General features: G+C 65.4%; 18 protein-coding genes. 4 read left to right on the top strand and 14 right to left on the bottom strand.

Annotated elements, in window-relative coordinates; translation table 11 throughout:
• Nucleotides 1-11: 11 nt before the first annotated feature.
• The 7 genes from AC22G6_RS04150 to AC22G6_RS04120 form a co-directional block, all read right to left on the bottom strand.
• The gene (locus AC22G6_RS04150; protein ID WP_487365727.1) at nt 12-1,085 is read right to left on the bottom strand and encodes an ABC transporter ATP-binding protein; all 1,074 of its coding nucleotides are present in this window, start codon (nt 1,083-1,085) and stop codon (nt 12-14) included.
• Nucleotides 1,082-1,903, bottom strand: coding sequence for an ABC transporter permease (locus AC22G6_RS04145; RefSeq protein WP_487365726.1), 822 nt, complete (start codon nt 1,901-1,903; stop codon nt 1,082-1,084). Before AC22G6_RS04145 ends, AC22G6_RS04150 begins: the two co-directional genes overlap by 4 nt.
• 10 nt (nt 1,904-1,913) lie before the next feature.
• On the bottom strand, nt 1,914-2,711 hold the full coding sequence (locus AC22G6_RS04140; protein WP_487365725.1) for an ABC transporter permease: 798 nt from the start codon (nt 2,709-2,711) through the stop codon (nt 1,914-1,916).
• A 68-nt stretch (nt 2,712-2,779) separates the two neighbouring features.
• Nucleotides 2,780-3,802 (bottom strand): extracellular solute-binding protein, encoded by a 1,023-nt coding sequence (locus AC22G6_RS04135; protein ID WP_487365724.1) that lies wholly within the window; start codon nt 3,800-3,802, stop codon nt 2,780-2,782.
• Between the two features lie 14 nt (nt 3,803-3,816).
• On the bottom strand, nt 3,817-4,650 hold the full coding sequence (locus tag AC22G6_RS04130; RefSeq protein ID WP_487365723.1) for a DeoR/GlpR family DNA-binding transcription regulator: 834 nt from the start codon (nt 4,648-4,650) through the stop codon (nt 3,817-3,819).
• A gap of 103 nt (nt 4,651-4,753) precedes the next feature.
• Nucleotides 4,754-5,650, bottom strand: coding sequence for an alpha/beta fold hydrolase (locus tag AC22G6_RS04125; protein ID WP_487365722.1), 897 nt, complete (start codon nt 5,648-5,650; stop codon nt 4,754-4,756).
• A 119-nt stretch (nt 5,651-5,769) separates the two neighbouring features.
• Complete coding sequence (locus tag AC22G6_RS04120) at nt 5,770-6,726, bottom strand: DMT family transporter (RefSeq protein ID WP_487365721.1); 957 nt, start codon at nt 6,724-6,726, stop codon at nt 5,770-5,772.
• A gap of 86 nt (nt 6,727-6,812) precedes the next feature.
• On the opposite strand from AC22G6_RS04120, the gene AC22G6_RS04115 reads away from it, so the two are divergent.
• Nucleotides 6,813-7,706 carry a LysR family transcriptional regulator gene (locus AC22G6_RS04115; protein ID WP_487365720.1) on the top strand — a complete coding sequence of 298 codons (894 nt, stop codon included), beginning with the start codon at nt 6,813-6,815 and terminating at the stop codon, nt 7,704-7,706.
• Nucleotides 7,707-7,987: 281 nt separating this feature from the next.
• The gene (locus AC22G6_RS04110; RefSeq protein ID WP_487365719.1) at nt 7,988-8,692 is read left to right on the top strand and encodes a P-loop NTPase family protein; all 705 of its coding nucleotides are present in this window, start codon (nt 7,988-7,990) and stop codon (nt 8,690-8,692) included.
• Nucleotides 8,693-8,754: 62 nt separating this feature from the next.
• Here the strand turns inward: AC22G6_RS04110 and AC22G6_RS04105 are convergent, their stop codons facing one another.
• The 4 genes from AC22G6_RS04105 to AC22G6_RS04090 all read right to left on the bottom strand — a co-directional run bounded on the left by AC22G6_RS04105 (nt 8,755) and on the right by AC22G6_RS04090 (nt 14,008).
• Nucleotides 8,755-10,671, bottom strand: a complete 1,917-nt coding sequence (locus AC22G6_RS04105) for a PAS domain S-box protein (protein WP_487365718.1) — start codon at nt 10,669-10,671, stop codon at nt 8,755-8,757.
• Nucleotides 10,672-10,959: 288 nt separating this feature from the next.
• Nucleotides 10,960-11,364 (bottom strand): GtrA family protein, encoded by a 405-nt coding sequence (locus AC22G6_RS04100; RefSeq protein ID WP_487365717.1) that lies wholly within the window; start codon nt 11,362-11,364, stop codon nt 10,960-10,962.
• Nucleotides 11,361-13,007 (bottom strand): hypothetical protein, encoded by a 1,647-nt coding sequence (locus AC22G6_RS04095; protein WP_487365716.1) that lies wholly within the window; start codon nt 13,005-13,007, stop codon nt 11,361-11,363. The genes AC22G6_RS04100 and AC22G6_RS04095 overlap by 4 nt, the downstream gene beginning before the upstream one ends.
• The gene (locus tag AC22G6_RS04090) at nt 13,004-14,008 is read right to left on the bottom strand and encodes a glycosyltransferase family 2 protein (protein ID WP_487365715.1); all 1,005 of its coding nucleotides are present in this window, start codon (nt 14,006-14,008) and stop codon (nt 13,004-13,006) included. The genes AC22G6_RS04095 and AC22G6_RS04090 overlap by 4 nt, the downstream gene beginning before the upstream one ends.
• 99 nt (nt 14,009-14,107) lie before the next feature.
• On the opposite strand from AC22G6_RS04090, the gene AC22G6_RS04085 reads away from it, so the two are divergent.
• Nucleotides 14,108-15,028, top strand: coding sequence for a ChbG/HpnK family deacetylase (locus tag AC22G6_RS04085; protein WP_487365714.1), 921 nt, complete (start codon nt 14,108-14,110; stop codon nt 15,026-15,028).
• Nucleotides 15,029-15,518: 490 nt separating this feature from the next.
• Here AC22G6_RS04085 and AC22G6_RS04080 read toward each other — a convergent pair whose 3' ends face one another.
• Genes AC22G6_RS04080 through AC22G6_RS04070 form a run of 3 tightly spaced genes read right to left on the bottom strand, consistent with a single transcriptional unit; the run spans nt 15,519 to nt 19,422 of the window.
• Nucleotides 15,519-16,787 (bottom strand): sialidase family protein, encoded by a 1,269-nt coding sequence (locus AC22G6_RS04080; protein ID WP_487365713.1) that lies wholly within the window; start codon nt 16,785-16,787, stop codon nt 15,519-15,521.
• Entirely contained in the window at nt 16,784-18,412 is a 1,629-nt protein-coding gene (locus AC22G6_RS04075) for an ArnT family glycosyltransferase (protein WP_487365712.1), read from the bottom strand. The genes AC22G6_RS04080 and AC22G6_RS04075 overlap by 4 nt, the downstream gene beginning before the upstream one ends.
• 2 nt (nt 18,413-18,414) lie before the next feature.
• Nucleotides 18,415-19,422, bottom strand: a complete 1,008-nt coding sequence (locus AC22G6_RS04070) for an NAD-dependent epimerase (RefSeq protein ID WP_487365711.1) — start codon at nt 19,420-19,422, stop codon at nt 18,415-18,417.
• 115 nt (nt 19,423-19,537) lie between these two features.
• Between AC22G6_RS04070 and waaA the strand changes: the two genes are divergently transcribed.
• The gene (waaA, locus tag AC22G6_RS04065; protein ID WP_487365710.1) at nt 19,538-20,797 is read left to right on the top strand and encodes a lipid IV(A) 3-deoxy-D-manno-octulosonic acid transferase; all 1,260 of its coding nucleotides are present in this window, start codon (nt 19,538-19,540) and stop codon (nt 20,795-20,797) included.
• Nucleotides 20,798-20,830: the final 33 nt, after the last annotated feature.

Genomic DNA, 20,830 nt, shown 5'->3' with positions numbered 1-20,830 from the left:
GTCGCACTCCTTCAGTGACTGGCGCGGGGGGATGAAAGATCGATCACGCCCTGAGGATCCACCCGCATGCGGACCGCCTCTCCAAGCTGCAGCGTGCAGCGCGCCATGCTCTCCACCACCAGCGGCTGCCGGTCGCCAACGTCGACGAACAGCCGGGTGCGGTCGCCCAGGAAGAAGGCGGCAGCAACCGTGCCGACGAGGTCGGCGTGCTCTCCCGCGCCTGCGATGCGCACATCCTCGGGCCGGAAAAGAATCTCGCTGGCCGCACTGTGCCCGCCCTGCCAGGGCACGATGCCCGCGGCACAGCTGAAACCGTTCGGCCCCATTTCGCCACTGAGCCGGTTCATCGTGCCGATGAAGCCTGCGACGAAGGGCGACGCCGGCTGGTGATAGATCTCGCGCGGCGTGCCGGTCTGGGCCACGCGGCCATGCGACATGACAATAATGCGGTCGCCGAGCGCCATCGCCTCGGCCTGGTCGTGGGTGACGTAGATCGCGGTGATGCCGAGTTCGCGCAGCAGCTGGTTGATCTCGACCCGCAGTGCGTCCCGCAGCTGGGCGTCGAGCGCGGTCAGCGGCTCGTCGAGCAACAGCGCGCGGGGCTGTACCGCGAGTGCGCGCGCCAGCGCCACCCGCTGCCGCTGCCCACCGGAGAGCTGGTCGATGCTGCGGTCGGCCAGCGCCTCGATGCGCATCATTGCCAGCATTTCGGCAACCCGCGTGCGCTGCTCGGCCTGGGGCCGTTTGCGGATGCGCAATCCGTAGCCGACGTTCTCGGCCACCGTCATGTTGGGGAAGAGCGCGTACGACTGGAACACCATGCCGACGTTGCGCGATTCGATGCTTTGCGTGGTGACATCCACGCCGTCAAACAACACCCTGCCACCGGCGTCCGGCTGTTCGAGCCCGGCGATGAGGCGCAGCGTGGTGGTCTTGCCGCAGCCGGAGGGCCCGAGCAGCACGAGGGTTTCGCCCGCACGGATGTCGAGATCAAGCGGCTCCAGCACACGGGTGCCGTCGGCAAAGGTCTTGGCGCAGGACTGCAGGCTGATCGACAGCGGTTTCTGGGATGCGGGGGTTGTCATTTCGACTCCGGAACAGGATCGTCGCTGATGAAACGCCTGGGCCGCGGACGGGCAAAGGCCTGCATGGCCAGCAGCAGCGGCACGATCATCAGCAGGAAGATCAGGGTGTAGGCGCTGCCGATCTCGAGCCGCAGCGACGCATAGGCGTCCGCCAGGCCAACCGGCAGGGTCTTGGTCAATGGGGTGTGCAGCAGCCAGGTCAGGTTGAACTCGCCGATGGAAAGCGTCACCACCATCAGCGAACCGGCAAGAATGCCGTTGCGGCAGTTCGGCAGCACGATGTCGAAGAAGCGCTGGCGAAAGCTCGCGCCGAGCGAAGCCGCGCCCTCCTCCAGCGTTTTGAGGTCGATCGAGGCCAGCACCGCCAGCACCGAGCGCACCATGAAGGGCAGGGTGAACAGCACGTGTCCGACCAGGATGAAGGTCCATGAGGTGCGAAAGCCGCCCATCCCGCCGTAAGCCGAAATCAGTGCAAGTGCGGTGGCGAGGCCTGGCACCGCGATCGGCAGCATCAGCAGCTCCTCCACCAGCCGGCTCAGGCGCGAGCCCGAGCGCGTCAGCACATAGGCGGTGGGCACGCCGAGCACCAGGGTGACGAGCAGGCAGGCGAGCGCGATGCCGATCGAGCGGAGGATCGTGTCGCGGTAGCCATCCCACACCTCGAACACCCAGCGCAGGGTCAGCCCGCTTTCGAGGCCGACAAAGTAGTTGGACGTGAGCCCGGCCAGAATCGACAGCACGACCGGCACGATCAGGAAGGCGCACACCGCCAGCGTAAACGCCAGTTGCAGGCCGAAGAGCATCTTGTGGCTTTTCATTGTTGCCCCCTCATCCTGCGGCCGCGACGGTGGAGCCCGCAGCCGTCCGCGCCAGTGCGAGCACCAGCCAGGTCACCGCGCCGAGCACGAAGCTCAGGGCCGCCGCCATGGCGATGTTGGCCGACAGGGTGAACTCGGTATAGATGACCATCGGCAGCACGTTGATGCGCGCCGCCAGCGTGAATGCGGTGCCGAAGGCGCCGACCGCGGTCGCGAAGCAGATCGCGCCGGCGGAAATGAAGGCCGGCTTGAGGCCGGGCAGAATCACGTCGAACACCACCCGCCAGGTGGACGCGCCAAGCGAGCGCGCCGCCTCTTCGAGCCGGGGATCGAGCTTCTCGGTCGCACTCATCACGGTGAGGATGGTGCGTGGCACGGAGAAATAGACATAGCCCATGAACAGGCCAGCAAGCGAATAGGCAAATACCCATTTGTCGCCGCTCAGCGCCTGGGTAATCGTGCCGATCAGGCCCTGACGCCCCGCGAGCATGATCACCATGAAGCCGATCACGACACCCGGAAAGGCCAGCGGCAAAGTGAGCATCGACACCAGCAGCGCATTGCCGGGAAAGCGGTGGCGCTGCAGAAACACGCCGGCGATGGCGCTGATCAGCAGGGTGGTCACGGTGGTGGCGGCGGCGACGCCAAGCGTGGCCAGCAGCGAGTTGAAATAGATCGGATCGGTGAGGATGGCGGTGTAGGCCGACCAGCCGCGCGCACCGCTGCCGCCGACGAGAAACAGCCGGCACATCGGCAGAATGAAGAAGGCCCCGAAGAAGGCGGCCGCAGGCAGGAGTAGAAAGATCATGTCCGGGAGTCGCGTCCGGAAATGCACGGATCGGGCGGGCCGACCCGTGCATCCCGAAGTTGCGCGAGTTACTTCACTTCGTTGCGGTAGCGTTCGACGATCATCGGCTGCGCGGCGGCGAGCTTTTTCAGGTCGACCGGTTTTGCGCGCGCGTAGTCGGCGTCGGGCAGGAAGCGGGCCTTGGCCTCGGCCGACAGATGCTCGGCAAACACCGGGCGCAGATAGGCATTGCCCCACATGGTCTGGCTTTCATCCGACAGCACGAAGTCGAGGATCTTGCGGCCGTTGTCGGCTTGCGGCCCGCCCTTCACCAGACCCATCACGTAGGGCAGCACCACGGTGCCTTCCTGCGGAATGACGAAGCGGGTCGGCGCCTTGTCGCCATACTGACCGCGATAGGCGTTGAAGTCGTAGTCGATCAGGATCGGGATCTCGCCGGAAATGACGCGGGCGTAGGAGGTCTGCTTGGGCACAATCGGCTGGTTCTTCGACAGCTGATTGAGGAAGGCAATCGCCGGGTCGATGTTGTCGTAGCTGCCGCCGAGCGCGAGGTTGATCGCCATCACGCCGAGCTGGCCGACGGCGGCCGAAGTCGGGTCGAGATAGCCGACCATGCCCTTGTATTCGGGCTTGAGCAGGTCGGACCAGCGCTGCGGCACCGGCTTGCCGCCGAGTGCGGCGGTATTGACGAACAGGCCCAGGGTGCCGGAGTGGATGGCGAACCAGTGGCCGTTCGGGTCTTTCAGCCCGTCAGGAATCTTCTCCCAGCCCTTGGGCTGGTAGGGCGTCAGCACGCCGGCGTCGCGCGCCGGGTCGGCAGCGATGCCGCCGAGATAGACGACGTCAGCCACCGGATTGGCCTTTTCGGCGATCAGCGCCGCGATCGACTGCCCGGAGTTCTTGTTGTCCGGCGGCACCTGGATGCCAAGACGCGCCTTGATGGCCTTGAGTTGCGAGCCCCAGTCGGCCCATTCGGGCGGGCAGTTGTAGCAGATCGCGCTGCCTTCGGCATGCGCAGAGGCGATGGTGCCGACGGCGGTCACGGCCAGCGCGATGCCGGCGACGAAACGTCGCATTTTCGGAAAGTTCATGGTCGGATCTTCCTTCAGGGGGTGGGTGATACGGATGGAGGTGCAACAATCAGCACGACGCCGGCGTCGTCGAGCATCGCGGCGACGCGAGGCGGCACCGGCTGATCGGTGAACACACAGCTGGCTTCGGTGATATGTCCGCCGCGCACGATGGCGCCGCGGCCGAACTTGGAGTGATCGAGAACGAGGAAACGTCGCCGGCAGTGGGCGGACAATTCGGTGCGCATGCGTACTTCGTCGTGGTTGAAATCGAGCAGGCTGCCGTCATCGGCCACGCCGCCGACGCCATAGATGCCGATATCAACCGAGAAGCGTGAGAAGAAGCCGTGGGCCTCTCCCGCGATGACATCGCAATCGAGCTTGCGCAGCCGCCCGCCGGCGATGGTCAGCTCGCACGAAGGGTTGCCGCGCAGGGCCAGCGCCACATGCAGGTTGTTGGTCATGACGCGCAAACCGGCGCGATCGACGAGGGCATGTGCGCACTCTTCGGGCGTGGTACCGATCCCGAAGAACAGGGTCGCCCCCTCCGGAATCGCTTCGGCAACGCAGCGGGCAATCCGGCGCTTGGCTTCGCGGTCGAGAATCTGCCGCGCCGGATAGGCCACGTTCTCATCTTCCGGCAGGACATCGATGCCGCCATGACGACGCCGGCACAAGCCGCGATCGCACAGGGTGTTCACGTCGCGCCGGATGGTCTGGGTGGTCACGCCGTACAGCGCGGCGAGTACGTCGATCGACTGATAGCCATGCTCGCCGACCCGCGCGAGGATCGCCCTCATGCGGTCTTCCGCCGATAGCGTCTCGGTGGTCTGGCCAGCTGCTGCGCGAATGATCTGCCCGTTGTTCATATGAACATGATCGCGCCCCCCTGTTGCGCTTCATTGACGTTCATATGAACAAAAAATGACTCCCGGGCTTCACCCCCTGTGCGCAAACGTCAGCGCACCAGCCTCAGGATGTCGCTGGGCGCAATCGTCCGAGAAAGTCGACAAGGGCGGCAGCGAACTGCCCGGGGGCCTCGACATGCGGATAGTGGCCGGCCCCCTCGATGATCAGGCTGGCGCAGCCGAGCTGCCCCGCAAGCCAGGCGGCCTCGTCGCGGGCATCGCGAAAATCCGGATCGCGACTCCCCATGACCACGAGCGCCGGCACCTTGACGCTGCCGACAATCGACGCCGTCTCCGCCTTGGACAGCCCGACCATGATGCGCAGCGCCTCCATGCGCCCGGGCCCGCGCAAGGCCTTGTCCAGCGCTCGACGATAGCGCTCATGGTCTGGCGGCTTTGCGAGCGTAAACAGGCTGTTCCAGTAGGTGAGCCAGAACCAGACCCGCCATGGCCCCCCGAACCCGAGCGCCAATGCCAGACGGGTCACCACTGAAGGTGGGCCATCACGCACGATCGGGCCCAGCAAGACCACGCCGAGAACCTTATCCGGCGCTTCGCGGGCGGCCCACAGCGCGGAGCCGGCGGCAAAGGAGTTGCCGAACAGGAACACCTCCGTGCGTCCAAGGTGCCGGGCCACCGCCAGGGCATCGCTGCCAACCGCCCGCGCCGAGTAGTCATCCAAGCGCACCGAGCTGTCCCCGTGACCGCGGATGTCCATGGTCACGACGCGATAGCCTGCCGCAACCAGTAACGGGCTCAGGTAGCGATACTCGGCACGTACATCGCCCATGCCCGGAATCGCGATGATCAGCGGGCCGTCCCCGCCAGAGTCATCGCAGGCGATGCGCCCGCCATCGACCTCGACGAAGAAGGTGGTCACCGCAGCTGGCGAAGGCGGAGAAGCAGCGTCCGCCCCCGCTCTTGCGGTCGGAGAATCAAGATCGTTCGCGACAGTCAGCATAGGCAGCTACCCGGAAAACAAGCCCTGCGCCCTCCGCTATTGGGCAGCGCCGATAACAATCTAGACCACGGCCCCCCGATTTGCAGAGAAAGCCTTGCAGCACGGATCACACGGCCCCTTCATGCAGGCTGCGAGCATGTCGGAACCGGCGCTTCCTGCCGTCGCGGACGCTGCATGAAATTGTTCAGCAGCAGCGCAAGAATCACCATCCCGCCGCCGCCGACCTCCCACACACTGACCGGCTGGCCCTGGACGGCCTGTATGACAAAAGCAGTAATGGGTACGAAATTGATGAAGAGCACGCCATTGACCGGTCCCAGGCGACGCACTCCTTCGTTCCAGCCAATCACCGCAACGATCGAAGCCAGCACGATTATGTAGACAAAGCTCGGAAGGCTGGCCGTCAGTTCAGATGCCGCCGGCAGCCGAGCGACACCGGCAAACACAGCGACCACCGTACTCAGCGCGATTCCGCCCACGCCAAAGCTTACCGTCAGCACGCTGTAGCGCAGCGGTGACCAACCGGCGAAGCGCCGCGCACCGAGTGTGTAGATCACCCACGACAGCACGCCGGCGAGGATCAGTCCATCCGCCCCCACCGAATTCGACTCGAGCAGTGCATGCGGACGGCCATCGGTCACGACCATGGCAACGCCCAGGAACGCAATCATGATGCTGAGCCCTGTATGCCACGTGGGCATGGTGCGCGACATGACGGCGGTGACCACGGCCGTCAGCAAGGGCATCAGCGCAACCAGAATGGCGCCGTGTGCGGGTGTCGATGCGCGCAAGCCGGTAAACACTAAGAGGCTGAAGCCGCAGAAACCGGCACAGCCGAACAGGAAAAGGGCCGCCCCCCGCCCCTCGGCCCTCAGTGCGGCACGTCCCTCGACAGCCCACAGGATCGCCACCATGATCAGGGCCGTGACGCCGTAGCGGATCAGGGTCAGGAAATAGGGATCCACAACCTGCAGGGTGGCCTTGGCCACCGGAAACATGCCGCCCCAGCTCAGCGCTGCTGTCAGCATCAGAAGGCAGCCCATCAGCGGGGACTGCGAAGAAGTGTTCGGATTCATGGTCGCACTCCGTAGAAGAGAACTTGTGCGCACGATGGTAAAGCGCTAAAAAACACTCGACAATTAGCTAAATACGGAAACCCTCTGTGCGTAAATCCACCGACGCCAAGCTGCAATGGGAAGATGTTCGCTACTTTCTTGCCCTCGCCCGCGAGGGCAGCCTGTCCGGCGCTGCGCGCAAGCTTGTGGTCGAGCATTCCACCGTTGCACGCCGGGTCGAGAGCCTGGAACAAGCCGTCGGATTGCGCCTCTTCGACCGCCTGCCGCGCGGCTGGCAACTGACCGCAGAAGGTGAGGGCCTGGTCGGTCTGGCCGAACGCATGGAGGACGAGGCGTTTGCGTTCGAACGTGCGGCCATCGGTACCGGAAGCCTAAGCGGGACGGTACGTGTTTCGCTTCCGCCCAGTCTGTCCAGTGTGTTTCTGGTGCCACGCATCGCTGCCCGGCACGCGGACTGGAGCGGCATCACGCTGGAATTGGTGGGCGATCTGCGAGAAGCGAACCTGTCCCGGCGCGAAGCCGACCTGGCCGTCCGGCTTGGACGGCCGCAGGATGCGGGGCTGGTGGTGCGCTCGCTGGGAAAGATTGGCTTCGGGCTTTACACGCATGTGGACTACGTGCGCACGCACGACGAAGGTGACTGGACCTTCATTGGCCTCGACGACAGTCTGCGCCACCAGCCGCAGCAGGTCTGGCTGGAACAGTACGCCGGCCAGCGCAGCTTCGTGCTGCGCAGCAACGACCAGATTGCACTGCTCGGCGCGGCGAGAGCAGGACTGGGCATCGCCTGCCTGGCGCATTACATGGCGGGAAGCGACACAAGCCTGGCGCGAGTGCCGACAGCGGTTCCAGTGCCAACTCGCGAAATATGGCTGGTGCTGCACGCCGACGTCCGCCGCTCGCCGCGGGTCAGAGCCGTCGCCGACCTGATCGCCCGAATTTGCGAGGAGAACGCCGGCCTGCTAACGGGACCGCGTTGAACAGCGCGCGGGCCGCCAGCGCACCAGAGCGGTGCACCTGCGCGCTGGAAAACACGCCCGACGCACCGCCCATCCCCCGCGCAGGTGCGGTTCCGGCGCGGCAATCCCCCCTGCGAGGCGGCGCTCGGGGCGCCTGCCATGGCAGCATGCTTCTTGCTAAGCCTGACGACCCGGGTCACATGTGCCTTAGAATTACGGCAATCATTGGTCACTACACTGACCAGTGCGGAAATTCAGTATCCGTTTTCCGGTCTTCCTCTCTCTATCAACAGGAACAATACATGCGCTCACTCAACTTCATCGGCGGCGAAAAAGGCGGCGTCGGCAAATCGGTCGCAGCCCGCGCCCTCGCCCAGTACTTCATCGACCGCGAGCGCCCCTTCACCGGTTTCGACACCGATCGCTCGCACACCACCTTCACCCGCTTCTATGCCGACTACGCGTCACCAGTGATCGTGGACAGCTACGAAGGCCTCGACACGATCGCAGCCAGCTTCGAGGACGCGTCGGACGAAGAACCCGGCAGCAGCGTGATCGTGGACTTGGCCGCGCAGACGGCCGCGCCGCTCGCACGCTGGATCAAGGACTCCGACCTGCTGCCGCTCCTCGGCGAAATGGGCATCGCGGTCAACTTCTGGCACCTGGCCGACGCGGGCAAGGATTCGGTCGAACTGCTGGGCAAGCTGATCGAGACCTACGGCGCCGGCCCCAACTACTTCGTGGTCAGAAACCTCGGCCGCGGCACCGACTTCTCGCAACTTGACGCATCGCAGGAACTCCAGGACGCACTGGCACTGGGTGCCCAGGTGGTAAGCCTGCCCGAACTGCACGAAGGCAGCATGCGCAAGATCGACCGCAAGGACGCCAGCTTCTGGGCGGCGATCAACGTGCGCAATGGCAGCGACGCACTCGGCATGCTTGAGCGTCAGCGGGTGAAGACCTGGCTGCGCAACACCTACGCAATGCTGGACAACCTGCCGGTCTAAGCAGAATCCGCGTTCCCGTGCCCGGGCAAAACAGTCCGGGTGCGGGCCCCTCGCCCGCCCCGTCAGGCAGGGACGATGCGCCCCTTGCCGGCGCGCTTGGCCTCATACATGCGGGCGTCCGCCTCGTTCAGCACCGCGTCTCCCGACATCCCCGTACCCGGTTGATAAAGGGCAATTCCGGCGCTCGCTCCGACGCTCACCGACACCCGGTGCAGCGCAATCGGTTCCGCAATGCTCTCCAGCAGTTTGGTCGCCACCCGCTGACCGTCTTCGAGACCATTGACGCCCTCAACCACTACCACGAACTCGTCTCCTGACAGCCGCACCGCGCTGTCGATCTTGCGCAGGCATGCACGCAGCCTGTCCGCGACTTCGCACAGCACCATGTCGCCACTCTCGTGTCCGAAGTCGTCATTCACCGCCTTGAAGCCGTCGAGGTCTACAAACAGCAGGGCAAACGGCTGCTTGCTGCGGTCTGCCCGTGCAATGGCCTGCGGCAGCAACTCGGTCAGTGCGCGACGATTCAGCAAGCCTGTCAGCATGTCCTGTCGCACTTCGCGTTCGAGCAGCGCTTCGAGTTCCTTGCGTGCGGAGATATCACTCAGGAACGCGCTGAAGATTTTTCCTCCACCGATGTCCAGCGCCTTGATCCGGACCTCGACCATGATGCTGGTGCCATCACGGCGCAGCGCAGTCACCTCGCGCGCCTGATCGAGGACGTGAGTCGTGCCCGTCTGCAGGTAATTCTCCACGCTCTCGACGTGTGCTCGGGCCGCCTCGGGCGCGATGATCAGCCTTTCCAGACGCTGCCCGATCGCCTCCGCGGCAGACCACTGAAACAGCGCCTCCGCCTTGCGGTTCCATGCGGTCACCAGCCCCGACTCGTCCATCGAAACATAGGCATAGTCCGCATGCTCGATCACCGCGCTCAGCTCGGCAGTGCGGCGTCGCAGGGCCTGGTCGGATTCGCGCTGGCGCTTGATGGCACCAAGCAGCTGGGCGTTGGCCTCGCGCAGCTCTCGCGTGCGCAGGATCACCCTGTCTTCGAGTTCGTTCTGAATCGCATGAAGCGCCTCCTCCGCCTCCTTGCGGGCGTGGATGTCCTTGATGATCGCGACAAAGTACTCCAGCTCGCCATTCTCTGCGGTCTTGCTGGTCACGTTGAGGCTGATCCAGACGGGCCGTCCGTTCTTGCGGACATAGCGCGTTTCGGTCTGATAGTGCTCGACCCCGCCATCAACGAGGCGCTGCAACTGCAACAGATCCGTTGCCAGGTCGTCCGGATGCGTGATGTCCTGAAAGCTCAGGCGGTGCAGTTCTTCCTCGCTGTAGCCGACGATGTTGCAGAGCGACTGATTGACACTGATCCAGCCGCCCTCGGGGGACAGAAAGCCGATGCCGACCGATGCGAGTTCGAACATGCTCCGGTAGCGCACTTCGCTGGCATCGAGAATCTCGCGCGAACGCTCCAGCTGGGAACTGGAGAGCAGCAGTGTTTCGCGCAGCTTGACCTCCTTGCTGGCAAGGTCGCCGAGGTCACACAAGGTATCGAGTTCTTCCTGACTGAGCGTGCGCGGCTTGTCATCGATGACGCACAGGGTGCCAAGCGCAAGCCCCGCGGACGACCGGATCGGCACGCCGGCATAGAAGCGGATGTTCGGCTCGCCGGTGACCAGCGGATTGTCGCAGAAGCGCGGATCCTGTGTGGCGTCGCTGACCACGAGCGGCGAAGCCTTCAGAATCGTGTGCGCACAGAATGCATACTCACGTGGCGTCTCACTCACCTCCAGTCCGACCCGGGACTTGAACCACTGTCGCTGTTCGTCGACCAGCGACACCAGTGCGATGGGGACATCCAGCACCCGGGCCAGCAAGCGGGTGATCCGGTCGAAAGCGGGCTCGGGCGGACTGTCCAGCAGGTCGAGGGCATGCAGAAGTCGAAGACGTTCGCCTTCGTCGGCGGGAAGGGCAGCTTTCATGAAGCTCCTCTGAAAAGTGCGCGTTCGTCTGCACCGGCTGTTCGACATTTCCAGGAACGGCGGGAAGCACGCAAGGCGTCAGACACAGACCGGAAGCGGGTTCGGCTCTCGATGGAACCACTTCGACAGGCGCGGCACGGGAGACAACACGGGCGTCGGCGGAATGTTTGCGAAGGCTGGCACGGGACAAGCATGGGCCAGGCGCTCCGCAGAAACAATTGCGGTTCACCCTGCAGCCGGGCGGCCCGGTTCACATCGGGGGCACCTAAAGCACCGGCACGATCCGCGCTAGACCCCGCCAGCCTTGTCGCGGCGGAAAGTCCACACCGCGTTGCCAACGTAGTGCCACACCAGCAGCAAACCCGTGGTGAGGATCTGCGCCAGCAGATAGTGCAGCCCGATCAGTTCGACCAGCAGGTACATCAGCAATGCGTTCCAGCACAGCCCGACCCCGGCGACAGTCATGAAGCGCGGCAGGGCTTCCGCATGGGCGCGCCCGGAACGGAATACGAAGCGGTGGTTGATGGCGTAATTGACCATCGCCCCGAGCAGGAAGCCCGCGACCGAACCCGCGAGGGGCGGTGCACTGCCAATCTCGACCAGCGCCAGCAGCAAGGCATAGTGCGCGATGGTTCCCACCAGCCCCACGGCAGCGAAACGTGCGAAGCGAATCAGTTCGGCACGCGCGATCACTGGGGAATGCGCTCGTCACCCGTCAGGTGGCGGCGGTCGCGGATGATCGCGAGCGGCACGCCCTCGCGCACCACCGACCCGATGACACGCCCCTTGAGCGCGCCATCGCAGCCCATCTGTGTTGGCGACAGAAAGAAATCGGCTGCAGTCCAGTCGCTCGTCACCGTAAACCTGGGGTCGAGCCACGCCTGCGCCTGCAGCGCTTCCGCACACACGGCCACGGTGTACTGTCGGCCATGCCTGCCCTCGTGCGCCACATAGGCGTTGAGATCATCCGCCGCCTCGCGCAGGCTCGCGCCCCAGTAGTCCTGTTCCCACTCGCCAACGGTGCCGGCCAGCCCCCCCGCGAAACCGTTGTAGGCGACGTATTCGTAAGGGTGCAGATGCGCAAGCGCCGCGCCGTGGCCGAGCGCGAGTACGGCACAGCATGCCGTCGCGAGGCGCCTGGCATGAGAGAAGCGTGCGGCATGAAACCATGCCTGCGTCAGCCCGATACCTGCAATCACCGCCAGCGGCGGCAACAGGAAGGTAAAGTGGCGGATGCCGTTGTACAGCGGCGGCGCCGCCAGCAAGGTGTATCCGAGCGGAACGCAAGCGGCGAGGATCAGCGGCAGCCAGGGCAGCGCCAGGCGGCGGAAAGCTGCCTTTCGCAGCAGCGGCAGCATACGCAAGGCTGCAAGCAGCCCCAGCACCAGACCGAGCAGGAAGAGCTCGGGCAGGCGTACGAGCAGATACCAGGACAGGTAATACCCGGGAACGTCGCCGTTCTTCATCACCGTGCCACCAAGAATGGTGTCGAGTTCGAAGGAAAAATGCGAGAACGCGGTCATCGCCTTCACGAGGTTGGCCGGAGACATCATCGCCCACGGCCAGAACACCCCCATGAGCACAAAGGCAATGCCGGCGGCCGGCAACAGGACGCACAGCGAACGCCCGAAGAAGCGCAGGCGCGCGCCCAGTTCGTCAGCCCTGATCCAGGCTGCGACCATCATGCCGACGCCGAGATAGAACACCGCAAACACCGCCCCGACCCGAAGGCCGAAGGCACAGCCGATGGCAATCCCGAGCCCGATCACGTCAGCCCGCGCCGGGCGCGGCAAGCTGGGCAGGATGCGCACGATGAACAGCAGGGACCACACCATCGTGGTCGCGAACGGGACATCCTTCGTATGGGTGAACATCGCCCCGGTCCACGCGCCGGTCAACACCAGCACCACCAGCGCGGCAAGCGCGGCCGGCCCTCCGGCAAGCCGGCGCGCCAGCAGCCAGGTCCCGGCGAGCCCGCCCAGACCGAACACGGCCGACAGCAGATGACGCAGGTCCCAGACATTGATGGACGGCAGCAGGCGTTCGAGCCCGGCCGCAATCAGGTCGAACAGGCCGCCATAGAGATAGAGGTTCTTGTACTCGAACGCGGCGTGATCGGTGAATCCCGAGCCGTAGAATGCGAGCAGCAGACGTCCGTAGACGTGCTGCACCTCTTCGTCGTTGCTGATGCCGTACTGGTTGAAGCTCAGCACAATGAAGATGCCGACAAGCGCAAGCAACGCCCAACCCAGGTTGAGCGTCGACAGCGCGCGCGCCAAGCCGGCAGCGGCCCGCGCGCCCGGACGGGCAACTGTTGTTGCGCCTGCGCCGTTCAACGCGTCTGCCCCTCGAAGCCGATGCGCTCCGACACCAGGTACAGCGGACGGGCCTTGACCTCGGTAAAAATGCGCCCGACGTATTCACCGAGCACGCCCAGGCTGATGAGCTGGATGCCGCCCATGAACAGGACTGCAACCATGATCGAGGCATAGCCTGGGACGTCGATGCCCCAGATCGCGGTGCGCAACACCAGCCACAGGCCGTAGCTGCCCGAAAGCGCTGCCATGCCAAGCCCGATCAGCGACCACACCCGCAGCGGCAAGGTGCTGAAGGCGGAAAATCCGTCGATTGCGTAGCGCAGCAGGCGCATCAAGGGCCACGCCGACGCCCCCGCAACCCGCTCGGCAGGCTCGAAATCCACGGTTACCTGGCGAAAGCCCACCCAGCTGGTGATGCCCTTCATGAAGCGGGTCCGCTCCGGCAGGCTGTTGATGGCATCGACCACGGCACGGTCGAAGAGGCGGAAATCACCGCCACCTTCGGCCAGCGCCACTTCGGAGACGCGCCTGAACAGATTGTAGAAACCCCGCGACAACTGCCGGCGCAACCACGGATCCGTGTCGCGCGAGCCACGCACCGCCGTCACCATCTGCGCACCGTCGCGCCAGCGCTCGAACATCTGCGGGATCAGCTCGGGCGGATGCTGGAGGTCGCCATCCATCAGCACCACCACGTCACCGCCCGCAGCGCGCAAGCCGGCGGCCATCGCGGCCTCCTTGCCGAAGTTGCGCGCGAAGCGGATGGCCCGCACCGCCGGATCCCGAACGCCGAGTGCCGCCACCTCGGCAAAGGTGGTGTCGCGGCTGCCGTCGTCGACAAACACCAGCTCGTAGCTGGCGAGCGGCATGGCATCCAGCACCTCGCACAGCCGTGCATGCAGCGCCGCCAGCGATCCGCTCTCGTTGTAGAGCGGAACCACCACCGAGAGCGACGCTCGACTCACCCCGGGCTCGACAGCGGGGGTGGCAAGAAGCTCATTGAGATCAGGACGGGACACGATGGAAAACTCGCACGAAAAACCTCCACGCGGAGGAACATCAGGTAAACGGGCCATCGGGCTCGCGCGTTGACCGAACACCTGTTACAAGTGATTGCCATGCCTGACATTTTTTTGCGGCGCCCGATTGTGCTGTGCGCCGACGACTTCGGGCTCGCGCCCGGCGTCAGCGACGCGATTGCCGAACTGATTGCGGCTGGCCGACTGTCCGCCACCAGTTGCATGAGCAACTGTAGCGACTGGCGACGCGGTGCAGCGATCCTGCGCGAGACGGTTGCAAGCCATCCGGCGGATGTCGGACTGCATCTGACCCTGACCGACCACGTACCGCTCAGCCTCGCACGCGGCCTGACCCACGGCGGGCGCCAGCCGGCGCTGTCGCGCCTGCTGCCACGCGCCCTCGCCCGCGGCCTGCCCGCCGCGGCGGTCCGCGACGAACTGCGCGCCCAGCTCGATGCCTTTGAAGACCTGTGGAGCGCGCCGCCCGATTACATCGACGGCCATCAGCATGTACACCTGCTGCCCACGGTCCGCGAAGCGGTGGTGGATGAGCTAAGGCGACGTTATCCAGGCGGACGGGTGTGGGTGCGCGACTGCGTCGAGCCTGCCGCACGCTGCGTGCAGCGTGGCGTCTCGGTGCCCAAGGCGCTGTTCATCAGCCAGCTCGGGCGTGGGCTGCAGCGGCTCGGCCGCGAAGCAGGGCTGCCGATGAACGAGGGCTTCTCCGGGCTCCACGAGTTTGCTGCCGGACGTCCGTTTCGCGAGCGCATGCAAGCCTTCCTCAGCGTCCTTGGAACGCGGCCGCTGGTGCATGTGCACCCGGGTCGCGTCGACGCCGCACTGCTCGCCTGCGACAGCCTCACGTCTCCGCGCGAGGCTGAGCTGACTTACCTTGCGGGAGACGAGTTCGCCGCAGACCTGGCAGCCGCGGACCTGCGCCTCGCGCGCTTCAGCGAACTGAGCGCGCACACTGGCAAGGCGAGCAGTGCGCCCAGCGCAAACAGCGGATCGATCAGGTAGTCCCACAGATTGGGCGACGCCAGCAGCTGCAGGCGCCAGCCGACGAGCGCCAGCACCAGTGCAACGGCCATCACCCGGAACCGCGCCATCCACGCAACTGCGGCCAGCGCGCCGGCCAGCAGCGGCAGCGCGGGCGCGCCATAGCCCCAGAAATAGGGATCGATCACGGTCAGGCCAAGCGCCGCCGGGTAGAACAGCACGCCGGTGAGCGCAGCCAGCGCGGCAAGCGCGCGACGCTCTCCATCGCGAAACGGTGCACACAGCCCGGTGCGCGCGATGAAAAGCGCAGCCAGGACCACGACAGTCATCAGCGACAGCCCCGCAAACAGCCCGCGCAAGGCGGCAATCAGACTCACGCCCGCCGCCGGCACACTGAGCGCACCCACCAGGATTGCGAGCACGCCCAGCGCGCGAGGCGTGCTGCGGCCGAGACCGGGCACACACAGCGCGAGGGCGAGCGCCCAGCCCAGCGTGTCAATCAGGGGCGCGATCACAGCTTGCTCTCCAGCCAGGCACGGTTGAAACTCAGGTGGCGCACAAAGCTGCGGTTCCAGGTGTAGACGAGATGAAACTCGCCGGCATCGGTGCGGATCAGGTAGGGATAGTCGTACTGCCAGCTGCACGTGTCGCCGTGACGGCACAGTGCCTGCTCGGCGTTGGCCTCGACTTCAGCCGGCGCGGGACCGGGCCCGAGCGCAGCCAGATCACCGGCAAGCAAGGGGCGGAACTGATCGAGCGCGAGATCCTGCCCCAGAAAGTCCTGACGGTCCTCGAAGCGGTGGATGGCGCGCCAGTGCGCGCCGCGGTCCTCACTCACCAGCAGTGACAGACGCAGGCGTTCGTCCTCGGTATCGTTCGCGACCGCGATCAGGCGACCGTCGTCCAGGCGCAGCGCAGCCAGCGCCGAGTTGGGGTTGGGCAGATCGGTCAGTTGCGGCGCACTCCAGCTGCGCCCGCCGTCCGTGGTCTCGCTGCGCCACGCCCGCGGCGGGTGTTCGGCGCCATCGCGCATCAGCGCAATCGCGCGCTGCGCATCCTCGACCAGCACCACCGGCTGCAAGGTCCGGTGACCGTGATCCATGCGGATCTTGCGCCGCATCTCGCCCGTATCGGAGAGCACCAGCAGCTCGGCGAACTTGCCCGCAAGCTCGTGATAAACCGGCATGCCGACCTCGCCGTTGTCGAAGAACACCGGCCCACCTTTGACCAGGGTGCTCAGGTTAATGAAGGGCGAGGTCACCAGGCGCGTGGCCGGCAGCCAGCTGCGGCCAAGGTCGGGCGAGCGCATCAGGTTGATGTGGCTGGTCGCCCACCCGCCCATGGTCACGCTGACATAGGTCACCCACAGTTCGCCGCGCGGGGTGACAAAAGCCACCGGATTGCCCATCTTGCGCACCAGCATTCCGGTATCGGCCGTCGTCTGTTCCGGCGAGGCAATGGCGTGCTGTTCGCCCCAGGCCAGCGCGCCCGGCTCGCGGTAGGCTGCAAAGATCTTGACGTCGGTGCTGCCCTCGCGCTCGCCACCGAACCACACCGAGAACAGGCGGCCGTCGGGCAGTGCCGCAATCGACGCTGCATGCACCCGGGGCGGCGTTGCGGCATTCACGAGCGCGCTGCGCAGATAGGGCTCGGCCTCAGCGCCGGCATGCACGGACGGCGGCACGAAGCCTGGGGCGGCTGTACCGGAAAAACCCGGCCAGGCCACCCAGGCCGTGAGCAAGCAGATCAGCCCGCAGCCCAGCCAGCGCCCTGCGCTCATTGCGCCACCACCCGGAGCAGGAAGACCTCCGACAGCGTGTCGGGACGCTTTGCCGGATTGAGAAAACGCGCATTCAGACGGGTCACGCGGAAATCCGGATTGCTTGCCAGCACTTCGGCACGCAAGCCTGCCGCCTCTACCGCCTCACGTCCGGAGGCCGAGGTGTAGAGCACGACCGGCGCGCTCATCGCCTGCAACTGTGCAAGCGTCAGGGTCGGTGTCAGCCGGGCGGTGGTGAAATCGAAACTGCCCGCCCGCCCCTGCTCCTCGAGGTAGTACACCGACGCGGGGTCGAGCGCGAGTCGTTCGACCGCTTCACCCAGCACGGTACCCGCCTGATAGCGCAACAGCTGCGGGTAGAAATTCCACGCCAGCAGGAAATTGAACACCACACCAGCGGCCACCGACGCCAGCACCACGCGCGCGCCGCCGGAGCGACTCAGACTCAGCGCCACCCCCGCCACCAGCAAGGCCACGGCGCCTGCCATCACACCCCAGCCAAGCGGCGGAAACGCCCAGCCATTGATCGCCACGGCGAGCAATGCAAGCACCAGAATGGCAAGGAACTGGACCGCCCACACTCCGCGCGTCGCAGGCCGTTCGATCCGCGGCGCAAGCCAGGTGGCGAGCACGATGGAGAACAGCGGCAGCAGGATGTTGAGGTAGTGCGGCAGCTTGAACTGCGAAGCGGAAATGATCGCGAACAGCACGACGATCGTTCCCAGGGTGAGCATTTCCTCGCCGGGCTGAGGACGCAGTCTGCCGCGCAACACGCGCAGCCCCTGCGACCACAGGGCCACAAGCGTCAGAAACGACCACGGCAGGAAGGCCCACAGGAAGGTATGAACGAAGAACAGCGGGTCCTCGGCGCCGGCATTGCCGAAGCGCTCGCCCGCGAGCCGCTCGAAGTTCTGCGACCACAGGATGAAGCGCACCCCGTCGGCACCGAACTGCTGGTAGTAGGCAAACAGCACCGGCGCCGCAAACACCAGCACGATCAGCGGCAGGGCCAGCCAGCGCGGGTCGAACAGACGCGCCCAGTCACGCCGGTAGAGCAGGTGCAGGAAGACGGCGATGCCCGGCATTGCCACCCCAATCATGCCCTTGGTCGCAAAGCCGAGCGCGAGTCCCAGCCCTGCCAGCACCAGACTGCGCCAGCGCCCGCCGGCAACGAACTCGGCCAGCTGCCAGATGGCGAACATGATCGACCCGGTCAGCAGCGCGTCCATGCGAACGTCGTTGTTGGCAAGGATGAAGGCGATTGCGCTGGCGAGAATCAGGCCCGCCAGCCGACCGACCTCGGCCGAGTGCAGCAGACGTCCGAGACGTACCGTGGAATACACCGCCAGCACCGAAAACAGCAGCGACGGCAGCTTGTAGGCAAAGGTGCTGACGCCGAAGACCTTGAACGACAGGGCCGCGAGCCAGAACAGCAGGTGCGGCTTGTCGAGGTAGTCGTGGCCCTGGGTGATCAGGCGCAGCCAGTCCCCCGATACATGCATGTGCAGCGCAATGCCGGCGTGATGCGCCGAGTCATTGTTCATCAGCGGGACCATGGCCCCGCCGACATACACCACAAGCAACAGCAGATAGCAGGCCAGCGTGCTGCGTGCGTCCAGCCGCACGCTCAGGCTCCGTAGTAGCCGCGATACCACTCGATGAAGCGGCCGACACCGTCGCTCACACTGGTAGCCGGCACGAAGCCCGTCCATGCATTCAGCTCGGAGGTGTCAGCGTAGGTCGCGGGCACGTCACCGTCCTGCAAGGGCATGAAGTTCTTCTCGGCCTTGCGCCCGAGGGCGTTCTCGATGGCCTCGACGAAGGCCATCAGCTCGACCGGATTGTTGTTGCCGATATTGAATACGCGGAAAGGCACGTTGCTGCGACTGGGATCGGGCTGGTCGGCATTGAAGCCGGCATCGGCCTCGGCCACATGATCGAGCGTACGCAGCACGCCCTCGACGATATCGTCCACGAAGGTGAAGTCGCGCTTCATCCTGCCGTGGTTGAAGACATCGATCGGACGCCCTTCCAGAATCGCCTTGGTGAACAGGAACAGCGCCATGTCAGGCCGGCCCCACGGCCCATAAACCGTGAAGAAGCGCAGGCCGGTGGTGGGCAGACCGTAGAGATGGCTGTAGGTGTGCGCCATCAGTTCGTTGGCCTTCTTGGTCGCTGCGTACATGCTGACCGGGTGATCGACGCTGTCGTGCTCGGAGAAGGGCATGCGGGTGTTGCCCCCATACACGCTGGAGCTCGACGCATACACGAGGTGTTTCACCTTGCTGTAGCGACAGCCTTCAAGAATGTTCATGAAGCCGACGATGTTGCTGTCGATGTAGGCATGCGGATTCTGCAGCGAATAGCGCACCCCGGCCTGGGCCGCGAGGTGAATGACGCGATCGAACTTCTCCTCGGCGAACAGACGCTCCATGCCCGCACGGTCGGCGACGTCCATCTTCACGAAGCGAAACGCGGGGTGCGGCGTCAGTCGCGCCAGCCGGCTCTCCTTCAGCCTCGGATCGTAGTAGTCGTTGAGGTTGTCCAGCCCGACCACTTCATCGCCACGGGCGAGCAGGCGTTCGGAGGTGTGCATGCCGATGAAGCCGGCAGCGCCGGTGACGAGAATTTTCATGATGTCTATGCAATGGATGACAGGAATGCGGCGATTATCTCATGAGCGTCATGACGATTGCCCTTCGATCATGTCACGCCCTTATACTTTCGCCGTCCCATCATTCCCGGCCCCGATGCTGCAACGCCTGCCCTACTCCCTGCTGTGGTTGCTCGCCCTTCCCCTCGTCCTGCTCCGCCTGCTGTGGCGCGCGCGCAAGCAGCCCGCCTACCTCCGCCACGTGAGGGAACGCTTCGGCAGCTACGGCGTTCGCGCACCAGGCCCGACGATCTGGGTTCACGCGGTGTCGGTCGGCGAAACACGGGCCGCCGAGCCCTTGCTCCGCGCCCTGCTGGCACGCTGGCCCGAGCACACCATCGTGCTCACGCACATGACCCCGACCGGGCGCGCAACCTCGAAGTCCCTGTTTGCCGACGAGGCCCGGGTCCTGCGCGTCTATCTGCCCTACGACCTCGGCTTTTTCGTCGAACGTTTTCTGCGCCACTTTCACCCGGCCTTCGGCGTGATCATGGAAACCGAGTTGTGGCCCAACCTGCTTGCCGTGTGCCATCGGCGCAGTATTCCGGTGCTGCTCGCCAACGCCCGCCTGTCCCCGCGCTCTGCAAGTCGCTACGCCCGCTTCCCGTCACTGACCGGTCTCACCCTCGGCGCCCTCAGTGCCATCGGTGCCCAGACCGCCGCCGATGCGGCACGTCTGTCAGCGCTCGGCGCGCGCCGTGTCAGCATTACCGGCAACATCAAGTTCGACATGACCCCGCCCGACGAGGTCCCCGCGCTGGCGCACATCTTTCGCACCCGTTGCGGCACACGGCCGATCCTGCTTGCCGCGAGCACGCGCGACGGTGAGGAGGCCCTGTTGCTGGATGCCTTTGCCCGTCTCGCGCCGCCCGAGGTCCTGCTGGTGATCGTGCCCCGCCACCCGCAGCGCTTCGATGAGGTCGGCGCGCTCGTGCAGTCACGCGGACTGAAGCTGCAGCGGCGCAGCGACAATGCCCCGGTGGACAGCGACACCCGGATCTGGCTGGGTGACTCGATGGGCGAGATGTTTGCCTACTACGCAGCTGCAGATGTGGCGCTGATCGGCGGCAGCTGGCTGCCGCTCGGCGGACAGAATCTGATTGAAGCCTGCGCGGTGGGCACCCCAGTGCTGGTCGGCCCGCACACATTCAACTTCGAGCAGGTTGCGCAACAGGCGATCGAACATGGTGGCGCAGCACGCCTGGAAACGCTTGAGCAGGGCGTGCACAGCGCGCTCGACCTGATCGCCGACGCCGACCGGCGCAATGCAATGTCACGGGCGGGGCTCGACTTTGCCGCCATCAACCGCGGCGCAACCGCGCGCACGGTCGAGCTGCTCGCGGAGATGACCGCCTGAGCCACCGTGGCGCCGGCCATCAGGCCAGCGCAG

This window comes from Parazoarcus sp. PS-13 R2A, from assembly GCF_057621855.1.
This window is presented reverse-complemented; position numbering and strand designations above follow the sequence as displayed.

Coding starts and splice junctions, on each gene's coding strand:
- AC22G6_RS04150 (WP_487365727.1), bottom strand. CDS start 1,085: ATGACAACCCCCGCATCCCAGAAACCGCTGTCGATCAGCCTGCAGTCC.
- AC22G6_RS04145 (WP_487365726.1), bottom strand. CDS start 1,903: ATGAAAAGCCACAAGATGCTCTTCGGCCTGCAACTGGCGTTTACGCTG.
- AC22G6_RS04140 (WP_487365725.1), bottom strand. CDS start 2,711: ATGATCTTTCTACTCCTGCCTGCGGCCGCCTTCTTCGGGGCCTTCTTC.
- AC22G6_RS04135 (WP_487365724.1), bottom strand. CDS start 3,802: ATGAACTTTCCGAAAATGCGACGTTTCGTCGCCGGCATCGCGCTGGCC.
- AC22G6_RS04130 (WP_487365723.1), bottom strand. CDS start 4,650: ATGAACAACGGGCAGATCATTCGCGCAGCAGCTGGCCAGACCACCGAG.
- AC22G6_RS04125 (WP_487365722.1), bottom strand. CDS start 5,650: ATGCTGACTGTCGCGAACGATCTTGATTCTCCGACCGCAAGAGCGGGG.
- AC22G6_RS04120 (WP_487365721.1), bottom strand. CDS start 6,726: ATGAATCCGAACACTTCTTCGCAGTCCCCGCTGATGGGCTGCCTTCTG.
- AC22G6_RS04110 (WP_487365719.1), top strand. CDS start 7,988: ATGCGCTCACTCAACTTCATCGGCGGCGAAAAAGGCGGCGTCGGCAAA.
- AC22G6_RS04105 (WP_487365718.1), bottom strand. CDS start 10,671: ATGAAAGCTGCCCTTCCCGCCGACGAAGGCGAACGTCTTCGACTTCTG.
- AC22G6_RS04085 (WP_487365714.1), top strand. CDS start 14,108: ATGCCTGACATTTTTTTGCGGCGCCCGATTGTGCTGTGCGCCGACGAC.
- AC22G6_RS04080 (WP_487365713.1), bottom strand. CDS start 16,787: ATGAGCGCAGGGCGCTGGCTGGGCTGCGGGCTGATCTGCTTGCTCACG.
- AC22G6_RS04070 (WP_487365711.1), bottom strand. CDS start 19,422: ATGAAAATTCTCGTCACCGGCGCTGCCGGCTTCATCGGCATGCACACC.
- waaA (WP_487365710.1), top strand. CDS start 19,538: ATGCTGCAACGCCTGCCCTACTCCCTGCTGTGGTTGCTCGCCCTTCCC.